The sequence below is a fragment of the Geobacillus sp. BMUD genome, assembly GCF_013096845.1.
Taxonomy (GTDB): domain Bacteria; phylum Bacillota; class Bacilli; order Bacillales; family Anoxybacillaceae; genus Geobacillus; species Geobacillus vulcani.
In genome coordinates this window covers 124,573-140,557 of the sequence record NZ_SDLA01000007.1, presented here as the reverse complement: position 1 = coordinate 140,557, position 15,985 = coordinate 124,573, and the positions used below count along the sequence as shown (strand labels likewise).

Below are 15,985 nucleotides of genomic sequence, written 5' to 3'. Positions count from 1 at the left end.
CATGAACCGAAAGTCGCCAAAAGGAACAAAAGCCGCCGCCAATCGAGCGACAGCCCTTCCTTACCTTGAAAGCTTCACCATTCCAATCAACAAACAAATCGTCCCTGTCCCCCACGCCACTCCCGCCTGGCCGAGCAGCAGCGAAATTTCTTCCGAAGCCTGCACGTCGGTAAGATCAAATCCCGTGATCCTCCATGCCAAATAGGCAGCGACAGCGTGCAGCAGAAAATGGGCGGTTATCCATAAAAACGCCGAACGCCGCGCCCGATATTTCCGCCAAAGAAAAACAACCGTCACCATGGCGATCAACATAACAACAGAAAAACCGCCGATCAGTAGCTCCATCACTTCTTCTTCCATTGGCAGACGCTCAGGCATGTCTTGTCCCCCCATATCATTATGAGCGTTCCTTTTCCTATCTTTTTCTCCCTCTCTATGCCGCTCCCTTCTTGCTTCCTTGCATTTTTTCAAATTTTCTTCATTTACTGTATTGAACAATTTCAGAAAATGCATTAAATTATATAGTAATAATCAAAACAAGGCCTAATAATTGCATACGAACATTCTTATCAAGAGAGGGGGAGGGACTGGCCCGGTGAACCCTCAGCAACCTGGCGGGCGGCCAAGGTGCTAAATCCAGACAGGCAGCAGCCTGGAAGATAAGAAGAAGCGAACGGAAAGTCTTCTTCTTAGAAGGCTTTTTTCTTTTACTTGCGGAGAAACGGGGGAAATGGAACGTGGGATTGCTTGATGAGCTGAAACAACGCGTGCTGATCGCCGATGGGGCGATGGGGACGCTTCTCTATTCGCATGGCGTTGACCGTTGTTTTGAAGAATTGAATCTATCGAAACCGGAAGACATCGTCCATATTCACGAAGCCTATATCGCGGCAGGCGCCGACGTCATTCAGACGAATACATACGGCGCCAACTATGTGAAACTCGCCCGCTACGGCTTGCAAGATGAGGTGCCGGCCATCAACCGGGCGGCGGTGCGGCTCGCCAAACAAGCCGCCAACGGTCGGGCGTATGTGCTCGGGACCATTGGCGGACTGCGCACGTTAAACAAAAGCGCCGTGCCGCTTGATGAAGTGAAGCGGACGTTCCGCGAGCAGCTGTTTGTCTTGCTCGCCGAGGGGGTCGATGGCGTGCTGCTCGAGACGTATTACGATTTAGAAGAGTTGGAGACGGTGCTCGCCATCGCCCGCAAAGAGACCGATTTGCCGGTCATCGCCCATGTGTCGCTCCATGAAGTGGGCGTCTTGCAAGACGGCACGCCGCTCGCTGACGCCCTGGCCCGCTTAGAAGCGCTTGGCGCCGATGTCGTCGGGCTCAACTGCCGGCTCGGGCCGTACTATATGCTTCAATCGCTCGAGGAAGTGCCGCTGCCAACGCGCGCCTTTTTATCGGCGTACCCGAACGCGAGCCTCCCCGACTATCGCGACGGCCGGCTCGTCTATGAGACGAATGCCGAATACTTCGAGGAAACGGCGAAAGCGTTTCGCGACCAAGGGGTGCGGCTGCTCGGCGGATGCTGCGGCACGACGCCGAACCATATTGAAGCGATGGCGCGGGCGCTGCAAGACCGGACGCCGGTAACGGAAAAAACCGTCAAACGGCGCGCCGTGCCGGTGTCGGTCCAATCCGACGCACCATCGGCAGCGACGCCGCTTCCCGAACTTGTCCGCGCCCGCCGCTCGGTGATCGTCGAGCTCGATCCCCCGAAAAAACTGGGCATTGACAAATTTCTCGCCGGGGCGAAAGCGCTCCATGACGCCGGCATCGATGCGCTGACGCTGGCCGACAACTCGCTCGCCACGCCGCGCATCAGCAACGCTGCCGTCGCGGCCATCATCAAAGAGCGGCTCGGCGTTCGCCCGCTCGTGCATATTACGTGCCGCGACCGCAACTTGATCGGCCTACAGTCGCACTTGATGGGCCTGCATACGCTCGGCATCACCGACGTGCTCGCCATTACCGGCGACCCGTCAAAAATCGGCGACTTTCCGGGAGCGACATCGGTGTACGATTTATCGTCGTTTGATTTAATCCGCTTGATCCGCCAGTTTAACGAAGGATTGTCGTATTCGGGCAAACCGCTCGGGCAAAAAACGAACTTCTCGATCGGCGCGGCGTTCAATCCGAACGTCCGTCACTTAGATAAGGCCGTCGAACGGATGGAGAAAAAAATTCAATGCGGCGCCCACTATTTCTTGACCCAACCGATTTATTCGGAAGAGAAAATCGTGGCCGTGCACGAAGCGACGAAACATTTGGATGCGCCGATTTACATCGGCATTATGCCGCTTGTGAGCGCGCGCAACGCCGAGTTTTTGCATCATGAGGTGCCGGGCATTACGCTGTCCGACGACATTCGCGCCCGCATGGCCGCCTGCGGCGACGACCCGGTGCGGGCGGCGCGCGAAGGAATCGCCATCGCCAAAGCGCTCATTGATGCGGCGTTCGACTTGTTTCACGGCATTTATTTAATTACACCGTTTTTGCGCTACGACATGACCGTGGAGCTCGTCCGCTACATTCACGAAAAAGAAGCGGCCGCGAAAGAAAGGAAGGTTGTTCATGGCTGACCTCATCTTCGAACAACAGCTGCAGCGAAAAATTCTTGTCATCGACGGCGCCATGGGCACCATGATCCAAAGCGCCAACTTATCAGCCGCCGACTTTGGCGGCGAGGCGTATGAAGGGTGCAACGAATACTTGACCATCACCGCTCCGCACGTCATCCGCCGCATTCATGAAGCGTACTTGGAAGCCGGCGCGGACATCATTGAAACGAACACGTTCGGGGCGACGCGCATCGTCCTTGATGAATACGGGCTTGGCCATTTGGCGCTCGAGCTGAACATCGAAGCAGCGAAGCTCGCCAAGCAAGCGGCCGAGGCGTTCGCGACGCCCGACTGGCCGCGCTTTGTCGCCGGTTCGATGGGGCCGACGACGAAAACTTTGTCGGTCACGGGCGGAGCGACGTTTGACGAACTCGTTGCCGCCTATGAAGAACAGGCGCGCGGACTGCTTTTGGGCGGCGTCGACCTTCTCCTTTTGGAAACGTGCCAAGATACCTTGAATGTCAAAGCGGGATTCATCGGCATTTCCAAAGCGTTTGAAGCGGTCGGCCGCCGCGTGCCGCTCATGATTTCCGGCACGATCGAACCGATGGGCACGACGCTTGCCGGGCAGGCGATCGATTCGTTTTTCATCTCGATCCGCCACATGAAGCCGATCGCCGTCGGCTTAAACTGCGCGACCGGCCCGGAGTTTATGACCGATCATTTGCGCACGCTCGCCTCGCTTGCCGACACGGCGGTCAGCTGTTACCCGAACGCCGGCCTGCCGGACGAAGAAGGGCATTACCATGAAACACCGGAGATGCTCGCGGAAAAAATCCGCCGCTTTGCCGAAAAAGGATGGATCAACATCGTCGGCGGGTGCTGCGGCACGACGCCGGACCATATCCGGGCCATCGCCGAAGCGGTGCGCCACATTCCGCCGCGGGCGATCCCGTCTTCATTCGACGTCCACGCCGTCTCCGGCATTGAAGCGCTCATCTACGATGAAACGATGCGCCCGCTTTTTGTCGGCGAGCGGACGAACGTCATTGGCTCGCGCAAATTTAAGCGCCTCATCGCCGAAGGCAAATACGAAGAAGCCGCGGAAATCGCCCGCGCCCAAGTGAAAAACGGCGCCCATGTCATCGACATTTGCCTCGCCGATCCGGACCGTGATGAGCTTTACGACATGGAACAGTTCGTCCGCGAAGTCGTCAAAAAAGTAAAAGTGCCGCTCGTCATTGACTCGACCGACGAGCGCGTCATCGAGCGCGCCCTCACGTATTCACAAGGGAAGGCGATCATTAACTCGATCAACCTTGAAGACGGCGAAGAGCGCTTTGCCAACGTCGTGCCGCTGCTGCACCGCTACGGCGCCGCCGTTGTGGTCGGGACGATCGATGAACAAGGGATGGCGGTCACCGCTGAACGGAAGCTCGAGATCGCCTTGCGTTCGTATGACTTGCTCGTGAACCGCTACGGCGTGCCTGAGCGCGACATCATTTTCGATCCGCTCGTCTTCCCGGTCGGCACCGGCGATGAGCAATACATCGGCGCGGCGAAAGAAACGATCGAAGGGATCCGCCTCATTAAAGAGCGGCTTCCTCATTGTTTAACGATGCTCGGCATCAGCAACGTCTCGTTCGGCTTGCCGCCGGCCGGGCGCGAAGTGCTGAACTCGGTCTTTTTGTATCATTGCACGCAAGCCGGGCTCGATTACGCCATCGTCAACACCGAGAAGCTCGAGCGGTTCGCTTCGATTCCGGAAGAAGAAGTGCGGATGGCCGAGGCGCTTCTTTTTGCCACCAGCGACGAAACGTTAAACGCCTTTATCGAATTTTACCGAAGCAAAATCACCGCCGCCAAGCCGGTGCAGACGAACTTGAGCTTGGAAGAGCGGCTCGCCCGCTACGTCATTGAAGGATCGAAAGACGGGCTCATTCCCGATTTGGAACAGGCGCTGGAAACGTACTCCGATCCACTGGCGATCATCAACGGCCCGCTCATGGCCGGCATGGACGAAGTCGGGCGGCTGTTCAACAACAACCAGCTCATCGTCGCTGAAGTATTGCAAAGCGCAGAAGTAATGAAAGCGGCCGTCGCCTTTTTAGAACCATATATGGAAAAGAAAGAAGGAAGCACGAAAGGAAAAGTAATCCTGGCGACGGTGAAGGGCGATGTGCATGACATCGGCAAAAACTTGGTCGACATTATTTTAAGCAACAACGGCTATGAAGTGATCGACCTTGGCATCAAAGTCGCCCCCCAGCAGCTCATCGAAGCGGTGCGCGAGCATAAACCGGACATCATCGGCCTGTCGGGCCTGCTCGTCAAATCGGCGCAACAAATGGTCGTCACCGCGCAAGACTTGCGGCAAGCCGGTGTTTCGACCCCGATTTTAGTCGGCGGCGCCGCCTTGACGCGCAAGTTTACGGAAAACAAAATCGCGCCCGAATACGACGGCATCGTCTTGTACGCGAAGGACGCCATGGATGGGCTCGCCCTTGCCAACCAAATCCAGCAAGGCGAGATCGACTATCAAAAAAAAGAAACAGTTGGACACGAACCGGCGCGAACGGCGGCTGTCGCCGCGGCCGCCAAATCCAACGTTTCGACCGACGTCCCGGTCTACGTGCCGGCCGATCTCGACCGCCACGTGCTGCGGAATGTGCCGCTTGACCACGTGTTGCCGTACGTCAACTGGCAAATGGTGCTCGGCCATCATCTCGGCTTGAAAGGAAAAGTGAAGCGGCTGTTGGAAGAAAAAGACGAAAAAGCGCTCGCCTTAAAAGCGGTCGTCGATGAACTGATCGCCGCCGCCAAAACACACGGCTGGATTCAGCCGGCCGGCGTCTACCGCTTTTTCCCGGCGCAAAGCGACGGCAACCGCGTGTACATTTACGACCCGACCGACCGGCAAACCGTGCTTGAGACGTTTGACTTCCCGCGCCAGCCGCGGGCGCCGCACCTTTGCCTCGCCGATTACTTGAAATCGAAAGAGAGCGGGGAAATGGACTATGTCGGCTTTTTCGCCGTCACCGCTGGGCACGGCATCCGCGAACTCGCCCAACAGTGGAAAGACGAAGGCGAATTTTTGAAAAGCCATGCCATTCAGGCGTTGGCGCTCGAGATCGCCGAAGGGTTCGCCGAACGCATCCATCAAATTATGCGCGACCGCTGGGGCTTCCCAGACGACCCGGACTTCACGATGGAAGAGCGCTTCGCCGCCAAATACCAAGGCCAGCGCTACTCGTTCGGCTACCCGGCCTGCCCGAACTTGGAAGACCAAGAAAAGCTGTTCCGCCTCCTTCATCCGGAAGATGTCGGCATCCGCTTGACCGACGGCTACATGATGGAGCCGGAAGCCTCCGTCTCGGCGATCGTCGTCGCCCATCCGGAAGCGCGCTATTTCAATGTGCTGTAAAGAAAACGAGCTGGCTCAAACGAGTCAGCTCGTTTTCCTCTCTTCGTTTTTCACGCAACAAACCTCGGCCATGCCATCGTCTCGGAACAAAAAGACGAGGGGGAACGAAATCATAAAAATCCGCGATATTGGTCCACATACTAGCTTTGAGCCATTCCAATGATGGACTCCGGCATATAGCACTCCCCGCCAAGTCGACGAAAATCTTTTTCGTTCCAAGTGATGATCCCTTGAATGGATGAAGTGTGCCTGGTCAACGCCGAAAGATACGCATCAGCAAAATCGACACCGCAGCGGGCGTAATCATCCAATGCCTTTTCAACCACTTCTTGATCGATCGTCTTCACGCAAGAAGCCTCTATCATTTGCTTCAACTTGCTTGCGATTTCTTCTTTCGCATACCCATACCGTTTCGACTCCAGCACCCAACAACATTCCGCTACGACAAGAGGATGCAATAGGAACAAAAGTTCACCGTTGACCGCCTTTTCAAATAACCGATAGGCAATGGAAGATTGTTGCTCGTCGTCATTTGCTAAAAAACGAATAATTATGTTGGTGTCTAAAATATACACGTTCCATCCTCTTCTCCCGATCATCTACTCCTTGTTCTTTTCCCTCTTAACCATCCGTTCCTCTTTCGCCTGTTTGCGAATATCCGCCCATGCCATCGGACGGCTGTCTCCCCTAGGCGGCATGGTGCCGAACAAAGATAGCAACGCATCTTTCTTTTTCACCTTTAACGTTACCTCTTGATTTTCTCCATAAACAAACGCGACTTGGTCTCCCGGTTCTGCCCCAAGCACTTCTCTAATCTTCATTGGAATCGTCACTTGATTTTTCGAAGAAAGTGTAGAGTAATACGTGTGCGTTTCATGTGAGGATCGCTTCATCACGATTCCTCCTTTCCTCTTTGCTCACTATTTTATCTTTACTCAATCAAAAAGTAAAGATCATCTAACCCCCAAAGACTTTTATGGCAAGAAACGAAAAAACGAAAGAGGAAAAGAGCATGTTCCCTAAATTTCCAGATCTGCTGAACAGCGCGGTCAACCGCCCGAAACAAAGCGCTTTCGGTCAGGACGCTTCCCCCCCTTTAGCTGAAGGAGGCAGCGTTAGATGCCATCCTCTTCCAAAACCATCCGTTTCATCACGCCAATCAATGAACAAGATTCGCCGCCTTGAACCCGTTCCTTTGGCTCAACGACTATCGCCTTACCGCTTCAGAAAAAAGCATATACCGTGATCGTCGTGACCGACAAACGATCTCGATGGAAACGTGGGCGGAAAAACGATAACCGCCGGCTCCTTCATCGCCTCTCTGCACATATTTCCGCCCCTCCGTTCCATACTAACGATGACAATACCCACCAAGGAGGAGAACATATGGTCACAAAGCAACAAGCCACGCTGCCGCCGCAGCACCAGACGCGCCAGCCGGGCCTGCAAACGGAGATGAACCCGCAGCCGGTCACGATCAAAGACTCGTATCAAGGAAGCGGCAAATTGGCGAATAAAGTCGCCATCATCAGCGGCGGCGACAGCGGCATCGGCCGGGCGGTCGCGGTTCATTTCGCCAAAGAAGGGGCCGATGTCGTCATTTTGTATTTGAACGAACACGAGGACGCCGCGGAAACGAAACGGCTCGTCGAACAGGAAGGAAAACGGTGCTTGGCCATCGCCGGCGACATCGGCGATGAAACGTTTTGCAAAGAGGCGGTGAAACAAACGATCGAGACGTTCGGCAAGTTGGACATCGTCGTTAACAACGCCGCTGAACAGCACCCACAGCCGAACTTTCTCAATATCACTGCGGCACAGCTGGAAAAAACGTTCCGCACGAACGTATTCGGCTACTTTTTCCTAACGAAAGCGGCGCTCCCGCACTTAAAAAACGGCAGCGTCATCATTAACACCGCTTCCATCACCGCCTATGAAGGTCATGAACAGCTGATTGACTATTCAGCAACAAAAGGAGCGATCGTCGCCTTTACCCGCTCGCTTGCCAAAGCGCTCGTCGGTCAAGGCATCCGCGTCAACGGCGTCGCTCCAGGTCCGATTTGGACACCGCTCATCCCGTCGACATTCCAAAGCAGCCAAGTCGCCACGTTCGGCGCCAACACCCCGATGAAACGGCCCGGCCAGCCGAGCGAAGTCGCCCCGTGCTACGTCTTTTTGGCGAGCGACGAATCATCGTACATGACCGGGCAAATGCTTCATGTCGACGGCGGCAAATTCATTAGCGGCTGACCACAGCAGCCGCTGACGACAAACCTTTTACAAAATCACGTTACCTTTTCTTACAAAAATATGGCATGATGGGAAAACATCGCGTACGATAAAGCTACGATGTTCCCTACTTCTTGACAAGGTGCCCCTCTTCTCTCTGCCCGTCCCGGATGGGGCGGGTGTTTTCTTTGACTGTGAAAGGCGAACAGAGAATGCCCCTGACCAATTGAGCTTTTGTGAATCGTCCCCATCTCTCCTTGAGTGTACGTTGTCTATGACCGAGGCTTCATTTTTGGCAAATCGGATCATCAATCGAAAGAAACATAACGTACCAATCTCCACATCGTGAAAAACTTGTGGCAACAGTGGACCAATAAGCAAATGTTGATCCGCATTCCCATTGTTTGCTTTTTGCTTGGTCTGCTCCTTTATCCGACAACCGCACTGTCAGAGCGAACGCCGCCCTTGACCTCAGGCGTGGCGCTCCTTTGCTGGCAAATCGGGCATCTTTTCTACGGAGTCATAGTAAGTTTTTTCTATATGAAAAAAGACCGGAAGATCCAACGATAACTAAATGATCATACGGGAAAATCCCCCTTCTCCTCCCCGCAAAACAAGGATTCAACATTGGATTAGATGGGTATTAGATGGGTGTAGGGGGATCAAAATTCCGGTTCCTTCTGTTCCGTTTGTGCAACAAATTGTTTCTGTTTTTGATGACCTTAATACAGCTTGGGAAAAATATCAATAAAATTTAGCACACAAAGCAAAAGGAGAATTTGTACAACAATCAACAATAATGGAAAAGCAATACGGGTAGAGGAGGACCTTCTCTACCTGTATTGTTTTATCTTAATTAGGCGAGAAGACCCCCACTTCAACGAAGCGAAGCGGAGTAAGTGGGAGATGAATCGCCTTAACTATATTTTACCAATACTGAAAAAGAAGGTGACGGTCATGAAGGATCTTCACGAAACGCAAGCAACGGAGGAATATCCGAAAACAGATGACGATCAAATTTTTTCGCCCATTGAAGATTTTGAAAGAATCGTAACAGGCGGAGCATGGAAACGAGAGAGCTTGAAAGTAAAATCCGCACCCAAATGGCTTCGGTATTTCAGTTATCTTATATTAGGCTTTGTGATCGTCATCCCTTTGATTGTCTGGATCTTGAATGCATGGTTATGAGGCAAGGTTTCTCAAATGGAGAAAGGCAGATCGCGCGCTGATTGTCTTAACACATCACCGGCCTTCTAAAAGGCTGGTGAAAAACGGCTGATTCCCTTAATCAATGGGAGAATGAGTGAAAAACAGGACCGATGCAACAAGGTTTTTCTAATTGAGAAATAACATCGTAAAGCCGTATCCACGATTAAATCACCAGCCTCCTAAGCTCTATGTAGAAATAGAAAAAGATGCCCGTCTATGCGACGGACACCTTTCCCCAATAGCGCTTCCCTGATCTAGCGCCTTGCACACGACCCCCGCTCCACAAGCCGGTGCGGGATGATGATGCGCTTGATCGGTTCGGCTTCGTTTTCGATTTTTTCAATTAAACTTTTCGCCGCTTCGTAGCCGAGCTGGAAAATGCCGATGTCAATCGATGTGAGCGGCGGGCGCGACATTTCGGCGAGCAAGGTGTTGTTAAAGCTGACGATCGACACGTCTTCGGGGACGCGCAGGCCGATTTCATCGAGCGTCTTCAGCATCCCGAGCGCCATGAGATCGTCGGCGACCACCAGCCCGGTCGGCGGCTCGGGCAAAGAAAGCAGCTCTTTCATCGCCTCTTGGCCGCCTTCTTGCAAAAACTCCTCATGGATGACGTATTCCGGCCGGTACGGCAGCCCCGCTTCGCGGAGCGCCTCTTCATAGCCGGTTTGGCGGTCGATGGTCACCAAATATTGCGGATTGCCGCCGACAAAGGCGATGCGTTCATGGCCGTGGGCGATTAAATAGGTCGTGGCGTCTTTTCCCGCCTGCACGTTGTCGTTGTCGACATGGGTCACTTGTTCGGCCTTTTGGTGCGGCTTGCCGATGACGACGAATGGGAAGTCATGTTTTTGCAAGTATTTCATCAGCTTGTCGTTTTGCCTTGAATAAAGCAAAATGACGCCGTCAACGCGCCGCCCTTGCAGCATCTCGACGACCCGCTCGTAAATGTCGCTCTCTTTTTCCCCGGTCGACATTTGCAAGGCGTACCGCTTTTCATGGGCGGCTTTGCTGATGCCGCGGATGACTTCCGGGAAAAACGGGTTTTGCAGCGCTTGGTCCGCCGAGCTCGGCATGACGATGCCGATCACTTGCGTCGCTTGGCTGGCGAGGCTGCGGGCGATAAAATTCGGATGATAGCCGAGCTCTTTCATCGCCTCGCGCACCCGCTGCTTCGTTTTCTCGCTGATGCGCGGGCTGTCGGCGATGACGCGCGATACGGTCGACGGCGCGACATTGGCCCGCTTGGCGACATCTTTAATTGTAACGGTCATACGCTCCCTCCTTTCTATTTATTCATGGATCCGTTTTGCCCGTTTTTTCACCAAATATAAAAACAAAAGAAACAGCACGTAAACCGATACGATGGCGGCGATAAACGGGATGTTGATCCCCGTTTTGTCCCGCAGTTTGTACACTTCTGCCGTTTCGCGGTCCAATACAAGATCGTAGCCGTCCTCATCGCCGCGGACGAGATCGTCCAATAAAAAGCCGCGCAGCTCTTTGTTTTTCGGCAGCTGATCGTTCGTCAAATGAACGTGCTGCGTTTTGCCCGTATTGTTGATGGCGATGACAGTGGTTTCATCCCGGTAGCGCCGCTTGAACACCGCCATGCCGTCTTTTTCATACAAGAGCGTAAAATCGCCGCGCCGCAAGGACGGCAGCTGTTGACGGAGCGGGCCGATTTTTTTCAAGTAATCGATGATTTCCGGGTCGGCGCGGAAGTCCATCAACCGGCGGTTGTCCGGATCGGGGCCGCCGTTCATCGCGATTTCCGTTCCATAATACATGATCGGGATGCCCGGGGCGGTGAACAAATACGTCATGGCTAGTTTGATGCGCGAAATCGGGTTGTTGCGGTTGTCAATCGCTAGCTTCGTAAACCGCACGGTATCATGGTTGTCCAAAAACGTCCCGAGCCAATACGGGCGGTCGTAAAACGTTTTGTTGTATTCCCAGACATCATACAGCGGGCGGAGCGAGGCATCGCGCCTCGCAAGCGACTGCTTCACCGCGCCATACAGCGGGTAATCGACAAACCCGTCGATGCCATACTTCCCGTAATCGGCGATATAGCGCGGATCGTCGCTCCACACTTCACCGAGAAGGAAAACGTCTTTTTTCACCGCCTTCACTTCTTTAGAAAATTCCTGCCAAAACGATTTCGGCACATGACGCACCGTATCGAGCCGGTAGCCGTCAATGTCGGTCTCTTTGATCCACCATTTGGCGGCGTCAATGAGGTATTTTTTCACTTCCGGGTTTTCCTGCGCCAAATCGGGAAGCCCATACACCCAGCCGTTTTCTACTTGCTTTTGATTGTTCCAGTCAAAAATCTCTTTCTTCGGGTGGAACCAGTCTTTTTTCGCCGGATCCTGGAGCCACGGATGGTCGTAGCCGACATGGTTGGCAACAAAGTCCAAAATGACTTTCATGTCGCGCCGGTGCGCCTCTTTGACCAGCGTTTTCAAGTCATCGAGCGTGCCGAAATGCGGGTCGACGCGATAAAAATCTTTGATCCAATACCCATGATAGCCGCCCGGCATGTTTTCAAAAATCGGCGTCAGCCAAATGGCGGTAAACCCCATTTCCTTGATGTAATCGAGCTTCGCTGTCACCCCTTTTAAATCCCCGCCAAAATATCCTTTTGGGTCGTTGACATTGACGTCTTGGTCGTTCGTCGGATCCATATTGTTGAAACGGTCGACCATGATGAAATAAATCGCTTCGTCTTGCCACGTCCGTTCTTCTTTTTCCGCCGCCGCAGCCGGCATGGCATAAAAAAGAAGGAACGGAAGGATGAACAGCACCATCAGCCGGTTCCCCATTTCCGTTTCCCTCCTTTACTGTCCGTTTGTCTGTGTGGAAACGGGTAAGCCCACTATTTATGATAGCGGTTCTTACCCTTTTGTGCCACCCGCTGTTAAACCGGAAATCAAATATCGCTGCAAGAACAAAAAGACGATGGCAATCGGAGCGGCAATCAAAATGGAGCCGGCGGCAAAGCGAGTGAAATTGTTGGCAAACCGGTCGCTGATGAAATTGAACAACCCGACCGCCAGCGTAAATTTGTCCGGATCGCGCAAGACGATCGACGGCAGCAAAAAGTCGGTAAACGGCGCCATGAAGTTAAACAAGGCGACAACGGCCAAAATCGGCTTGGCTAACGGGAGCATGATGCGGAAAAAGACGCCGAAATGACCGGCGCCATCGATGCGCGCCGCCTCGTCCAACTCGCGCGGAATCGTGTCAAAATAGCCTTTCACAAGCCAAGCGTTAAACGGGATTTGCCCGCCGACATAAATGAGAATGAGCCCCCAGAGCGAATCGAGCAAATGGAGCATGTCAAGCAAAATATACAGCGCCACCATCGCCATGAGCGAGGGGAACATTTGCAAGACTAAAAACAAGTACAGCCCCGTTTTCCGCCCGACGAATTTGTAGCGCGAAAACGCATAAGCGATGAGCGCCGTGAAGAAAACGGATAGCGCCGCGTTCACCGCCGCGACAAACAAGCTGTTTTTATACCAAAGCAAATAATCGCTTTGCGGGCTGGTAAACAGCCATTTGTAATGCTCGAGCGTCCATTTTTCCGGAATGAGCGATGCCGAGTACAAACTTGTGCCCGGATTGAGCGACATGCTGATGGTCCAAAGAAGCGGATAAGCGATGACGACAAACATGAACGCGATAAACAAGTAAATGAGCGTGACTTCGATATGCGATTTCCATTTGCGCTTCATTAAATGTTCCCCTCCTCTTTAAAGGAACGGGTGCGCCGAAACTGATAAACAGCAAACCCGCACACAATCAAGCCGATGATGAGCGAAATCGCAGCCGCCATATTGTAGTTGTTCGTCGTAAACGTCAAATCGTACACCCACGAAATAAGAATGTCCGTTCCGCCGGCGTTTTGCCCGCGCACGGCCGGACCGCCATCGTTGAACAAATAGATGATGTTGAAGTTATTGAAGTTCCCCGCGTATTGCATAATCAACAGCGGAGCCGTGGCGTACAGCACATGCGGCAAGGTGATCGATTTGAACTTTTGCCAGCGCGTCGCCCCGTCGATATCGGCCGCTTCGTACCAATCGCGGGAAATGCTTTGCAAAACGCCGGTAAATAACGCAAACACAAACGGGAAACCAAGCCATGTCTGAATCAAGATGAGCGCCACTTTCGTCCAAAACGGGTCGGTCATCCACGGAACCGACAACCCGAACAAACTCAACACCTCACGGTTGATCGCCCCGAATTTATCGTTAAACATCGCGGCAAACACCAAAATCGTGACAAACGCTGGCACGGCCCACGGCAAAATGAGCACTGTGCGGATGAATCGTTTCAACTTAATGCGCGGATCGTTGACGAGCAGCGCCAAAAACAGCCCAAGCGCGATTTGTATCGTCGTCGCTACAACCGTCCAGACGATCGTCCACGCGAGGACGCTGAAAAACGTGCTTTTCCAAATCGGGATGGAGACTAAGTTTTTGAAGTTGTCAAATCCGACCCAATTCAACAAATGCCGCGGCGGTGAATGATACAAGTTGTAGTCCGTAAAGGCGAGCGACACCATGAACAACAGCGGCAGCACAACGATAAACAAAAGCATGACAAGCCCAGGCGTGACAAAAATGTACGGAAACCCTCGGTCCCATGCGTTCCGGCACGACTCAACAAGCGAGGGAAACGGCTCGCCGCGCTGCCGCCGACGGGCGTCGTTGCGGGCGTCAATGACGTTGGCAACGTGCAATGCAACGGCAAAAGCGATGATGATCACGGAAACAAGCCCTTGAATCAACAAGAAAATCGAGTGATCGAGCATCGGGATTTCGCCGAGGGTCACCAGTCCCCACAGCCCGATATTCAAAAAGTTATAAAAGGTGATAAGGAATGCCGCTTCGATGATGAGGAACAAGATTCCTTTGATATAGCGGCGGTTGTACAATTGTCCAAGGCCGGCAAACAGCAATGACAGCGCCATCGCCACCGCCGGCCGATGACGGACGTTCGCCTCCGGCATCGGAACTCCCTCCTATCGATGGATAAGAACGGTGGATAGGGATGATCCTATCCACCGCCATATGACGTGTTATTTTCCAGCACCGCTGGCCGCGATTTTGTCTTGAATCGTTTTGACCGCTTCGCTGAGCACCGCTTTCGGGTTATCGCCTTTCGCGATGAATTGCAGCGCGTTGCCCATCGGCTCCCATACTTGCGACATTTCCGGCACGTTCGGCATCGGTTCGCCGTATTGGATTTGCTCAGCAAAGCCGGCGATCAGCGGGTCGTTCGTGATTTTTTCGTTCGTCAACGCTTTTTCGTTTGCTGGCATTTCGCCGGCCACTTCATAGTAGTGGAGCGAGTTTTCTTCGTTCGTCACGAATTTCATGAAATCGACTGCCCACTCTTTGTTTTTCGAATAAGCGGACAACATCCATGTTTTGACACCCACAAACGATTTCGGATGTTCACCGTTGTCGAGCACCGGCAGCGGCGCCGTCGCCAGCTTGTCGCCTAACGCTTCCTTGTACGAAGCAATGTTCCACGGGCCGGTGATGGCGACCGCTACGTTCCCTTTCGTAAACAGCCCGTTCATAATATCGCCGGTGATTTCTTTCGGGATGTAGCCGTTTTTAAACCACGATTGGACGAGCTCTGCCCCCTTGACGGCTCCGTCGTTGGCCAAACCGATGTCGCTCGTATCGTATTTGCCGTTTTCATTTTTGAACACATAGCCACCATAGCCGGCGAAGAACGGATAAACGAAGTAGAAGTTCGCCGCTTCCATTAAAAAGCCGTATTGGTCTTTGGCCGCATTCGTTTTTTCTTTGGCGATCTTCATCAACTCATCCATCGTTTTCGGCGCTTCCGGCACTAAATTTTTGTTATAGAACACGCCGTATGTTTCCACGACCGCCGGCACACCGTACGTTTGGCCGTCATACGTCACCGCATTGACAGCGGTCTCGCTGTACTCGCCTTTCGCATCGCCAAGGTCAACCGGATCGGCCAGCCCCTGCAACACAATGTCGCCGATGCGGTCATGCGGTTGATAGAACACGTCCGGCCCTTTGCCGGCTGGGCCGTCAAGCGCCAATTTTTTCGTTTGGTCAAGCATGCTGACGGCTACCATTTCAATTTTGATTCCGGTTTTTTCCGTGTACTTTTGGAAAATATCCTTCAATGCTTGTTTTTGTTTTTCATCATCGTTCACCCACACGACGAGTTTCTCTGGCTTTTTGTCCTGTTCTGCCGTCTTTTGGTCGTTTCCTTTCGGCTGCTGGACATCGCGCTTAGGACCGCAGGCACCCAGCACGCCAATCAACAACACGGCCATGAGGAATAAAAATAACGCTTTTCTCATAATCCCCCTCCTGTCATCTTTCCGTTTTCGCAGCACAATCAAAAGGAAATCGTTTGCACAAACAAAACAATGAGCCCTTCTGTGAAAACGATTGCACCGCTTAACTCTATTATATCTTCTATTTCATATTTTACAAGTTTTTTTCTATAAAATTTGACTTTTCTCTCTGTTTTGCGTACTCTTTAATCG

12 protein-coding genes and 1 riboswitch are annotated in these 15,985 nt (G+C 53.0%); of the genes, 4 read left to right on the top strand and 8 right to left on the bottom strand.

The features are described from left to right. Positions 1 to 60: 60 nt before the first annotated feature. Complete coding sequence (locus ETC05_RS10295) at positions 61 to 378, bottom strand: hypothetical protein (protein WP_031405235.1); 318 nt, start codon at positions 376 to 378, stop codon at positions 61 to 63. Between the two features lie 185 nt (positions 379 to 563). Next, positions 564 to 666: riboswitch (SAM riboswitch) on the top strand. A gap of 71 nt (positions 667 to 737) precedes the next feature. On the opposite strand from ETC05_RS10295, the gene ETC05_RS10290 reads away from it, so the two are divergent. Beyond that, positions 738 to 2,588 carry a bifunctional homocysteine S-methyltransferase/methylenetetrahydrofolate reductase gene (locus ETC05_RS10290; RefSeq protein ID WP_171660939.1) on the top strand — a complete coding sequence of 617 codons (1,851 nt, stop codon included), beginning with the start codon at positions 738 to 740 and terminating at the stop codon, positions 2,586 to 2,588. After that, positions 2,581 to 5,991, top strand: a complete 3,411-nt coding sequence (gene metH, locus ETC05_RS10285; protein WP_171660938.1) for a methionine synthase — start codon at positions 2,581 to 2,583, stop codon at positions 5,989 to 5,991. The genes ETC05_RS10290 and metH overlap by 8 nt, the downstream gene beginning before the upstream one ends. Positions 5,992 to 6,131: 140 nt before the next feature. Here metH and ETC05_RS10280 read toward each other — a convergent pair whose 3' ends face one another. Together ETC05_RS10280 and ETC05_RS10275 are read right to left on the bottom strand one after the other, a co-directional pair. After that, positions 6,132 to 6,566 carry a type II toxin-antitoxin system VapC family toxin gene (locus ETC05_RS10280; RefSeq protein ID WP_171660937.1) on the bottom strand — a complete coding sequence of 145 codons (435 nt, stop codon included), beginning with the start codon at positions 6,564 to 6,566 and terminating at the stop codon, positions 6,132 to 6,134. Between the two features lie 24 nt (positions 6,567 to 6,590). Beyond that, positions 6,591 to 6,884, bottom strand: a complete 294-nt coding sequence (locus tag ETC05_RS10275) for an AbrB/MazE/SpoVT family DNA-binding domain-containing protein (protein WP_171660936.1) — start codon at positions 6,882 to 6,884, stop codon at positions 6,591 to 6,593. A 493-nt stretch (positions 6,885 to 7,377) separates the two neighbouring features. Between ETC05_RS10275 and ETC05_RS10270 the strand changes: the two genes are divergently transcribed. Then, a complete protein-coding gene (locus ETC05_RS10270; RefSeq protein ID WP_171660935.1) occupies positions 7,378 to 8,241 on the top strand; it encodes an SDR family oxidoreductase in 864 nt (287 codons plus the stop codon). A gap of 885 nt (positions 8,242 to 9,126) precedes the next feature. Beyond that, entirely contained in the window at positions 9,127 to 9,408 is a 282-nt protein-coding gene (locus ETC05_RS10265) for a hypothetical protein (protein ID WP_171660934.1), read from the top strand. A 275-nt stretch (positions 9,409 to 9,683) separates the two neighbouring features. Here the strand turns inward: ETC05_RS10265 and ETC05_RS10260 are convergent, their stop codons facing one another. The 5 genes from ETC05_RS10260 to ETC05_RS10240 form a co-directional block, all read right to left on the bottom strand. Next, positions 9,684 to 10,703: a LacI family DNA-binding transcriptional regulator gene (locus ETC05_RS10260; protein WP_171660933.1), complete on the bottom strand. Its 1,020-nt coding sequence runs from the start codon at positions 10,701 to 10,703 to the stop codon at positions 9,684 to 9,686. 18 nt (positions 10,704 to 10,721) lie between these two features. After that, positions 10,722 to 12,257, bottom strand: coding sequence for an alpha-amylase family glycosyl hydrolase (locus ETC05_RS10255; protein WP_031405337.1), 1,536 nt, complete (start codon positions 12,255 to 12,257; stop codon positions 10,722 to 10,724). Between the two features lie 72 nt (positions 12,258 to 12,329). Then, positions 12,330 to 13,172: a sugar ABC transporter permease gene (locus ETC05_RS10250; RefSeq protein WP_033019707.1), complete on the bottom strand. Its 843-nt coding sequence runs from the start codon at positions 13,170 to 13,172 to the stop codon at positions 12,330 to 12,332. After that, complete coding sequence (locus ETC05_RS10245) at positions 13,172 to 14,452, bottom strand: carbohydrate ABC transporter permease (protein WP_171660932.1); 1,281 nt, start codon at positions 14,450 to 14,452, stop codon at positions 13,172 to 13,174. Before ETC05_RS10245 ends, ETC05_RS10250 begins: the two co-directional genes overlap by 1 nt. Positions 14,453 to 14,521: 69 nt before the next feature. After that, a complete protein-coding gene (locus ETC05_RS10240; RefSeq protein WP_171660931.1) occupies positions 14,522 to 15,796 on the bottom strand; it encodes a sugar ABC transporter substrate-binding protein in 1,275 nt (424 codons plus the stop codon). Positions 15,797 to 15,985: the final 189 nt, after the last annotated feature.

Bases quoted from the DNA above. Each gene is read 5' to 3' on its own strand.
- ETC05_RS10250 (WP_033019707.1), bottom strand. From the start codon at position 13,172: ATGAAGCGCAAATGGAAATCGCATATCGAAGTCACGCTCATTTACTTG.
- ETC05_RS10265 (WP_171660934.1), top strand. From the start codon at position 9,127: ATGAATCGCCTTAACTATATTTTACCAATACTGAAAAAGAAGGTGACG.
- ETC05_RS10270 (WP_171660935.1), top strand. From the start codon at position 7,378: ATGGTCACAAAGCAACAAGCCACGCTGCCGCCGCAGCACCAGACGCGC.
- ETC05_RS10245 (WP_171660932.1), bottom strand. From the start codon at position 14,452: ATGCCGGAGGCGAACGTCCGTCATCGGCCGGCGGTGGCGATGGCGCTG.
- metH (WP_171660938.1), top strand. From the start codon at position 2,581: ATGGCTGACCTCATCTTCGAACAACAGCTGCAGCGAAAAATTCTTGTC.
- ETC05_RS10275 (WP_171660936.1), bottom strand. From the start codon at position 6,884: ATGAAGCGATCCTCACATGAAACGCACACGTATTACTCTACACTTTCT.
- ETC05_RS10255 (WP_031405337.1), bottom strand. From the start codon at position 12,257: ATGGGGAACCGGCTGATGGTGCTGTTCATCCTTCCGTTCCTTCTTTTT.
- ETC05_RS10240 (WP_171660931.1), bottom strand. From the start codon at position 15,796: ATGAGAAAAGCGTTATTTTTATTCCTCATGGCCGTGTTGTTGATTGGC.
- ETC05_RS10295 (WP_031405235.1), bottom strand. From the start codon at position 378: ATGCCTGAGCGTCTGCCAATGGAAGAAGAAGTGATGGAGCTACTGATC.
- ETC05_RS10260 (WP_171660933.1), bottom strand. From the start codon at position 10,703: ATGACCGTTACAATTAAAGATGTCGCCAAGCGGGCCAATGTCGCGCCG.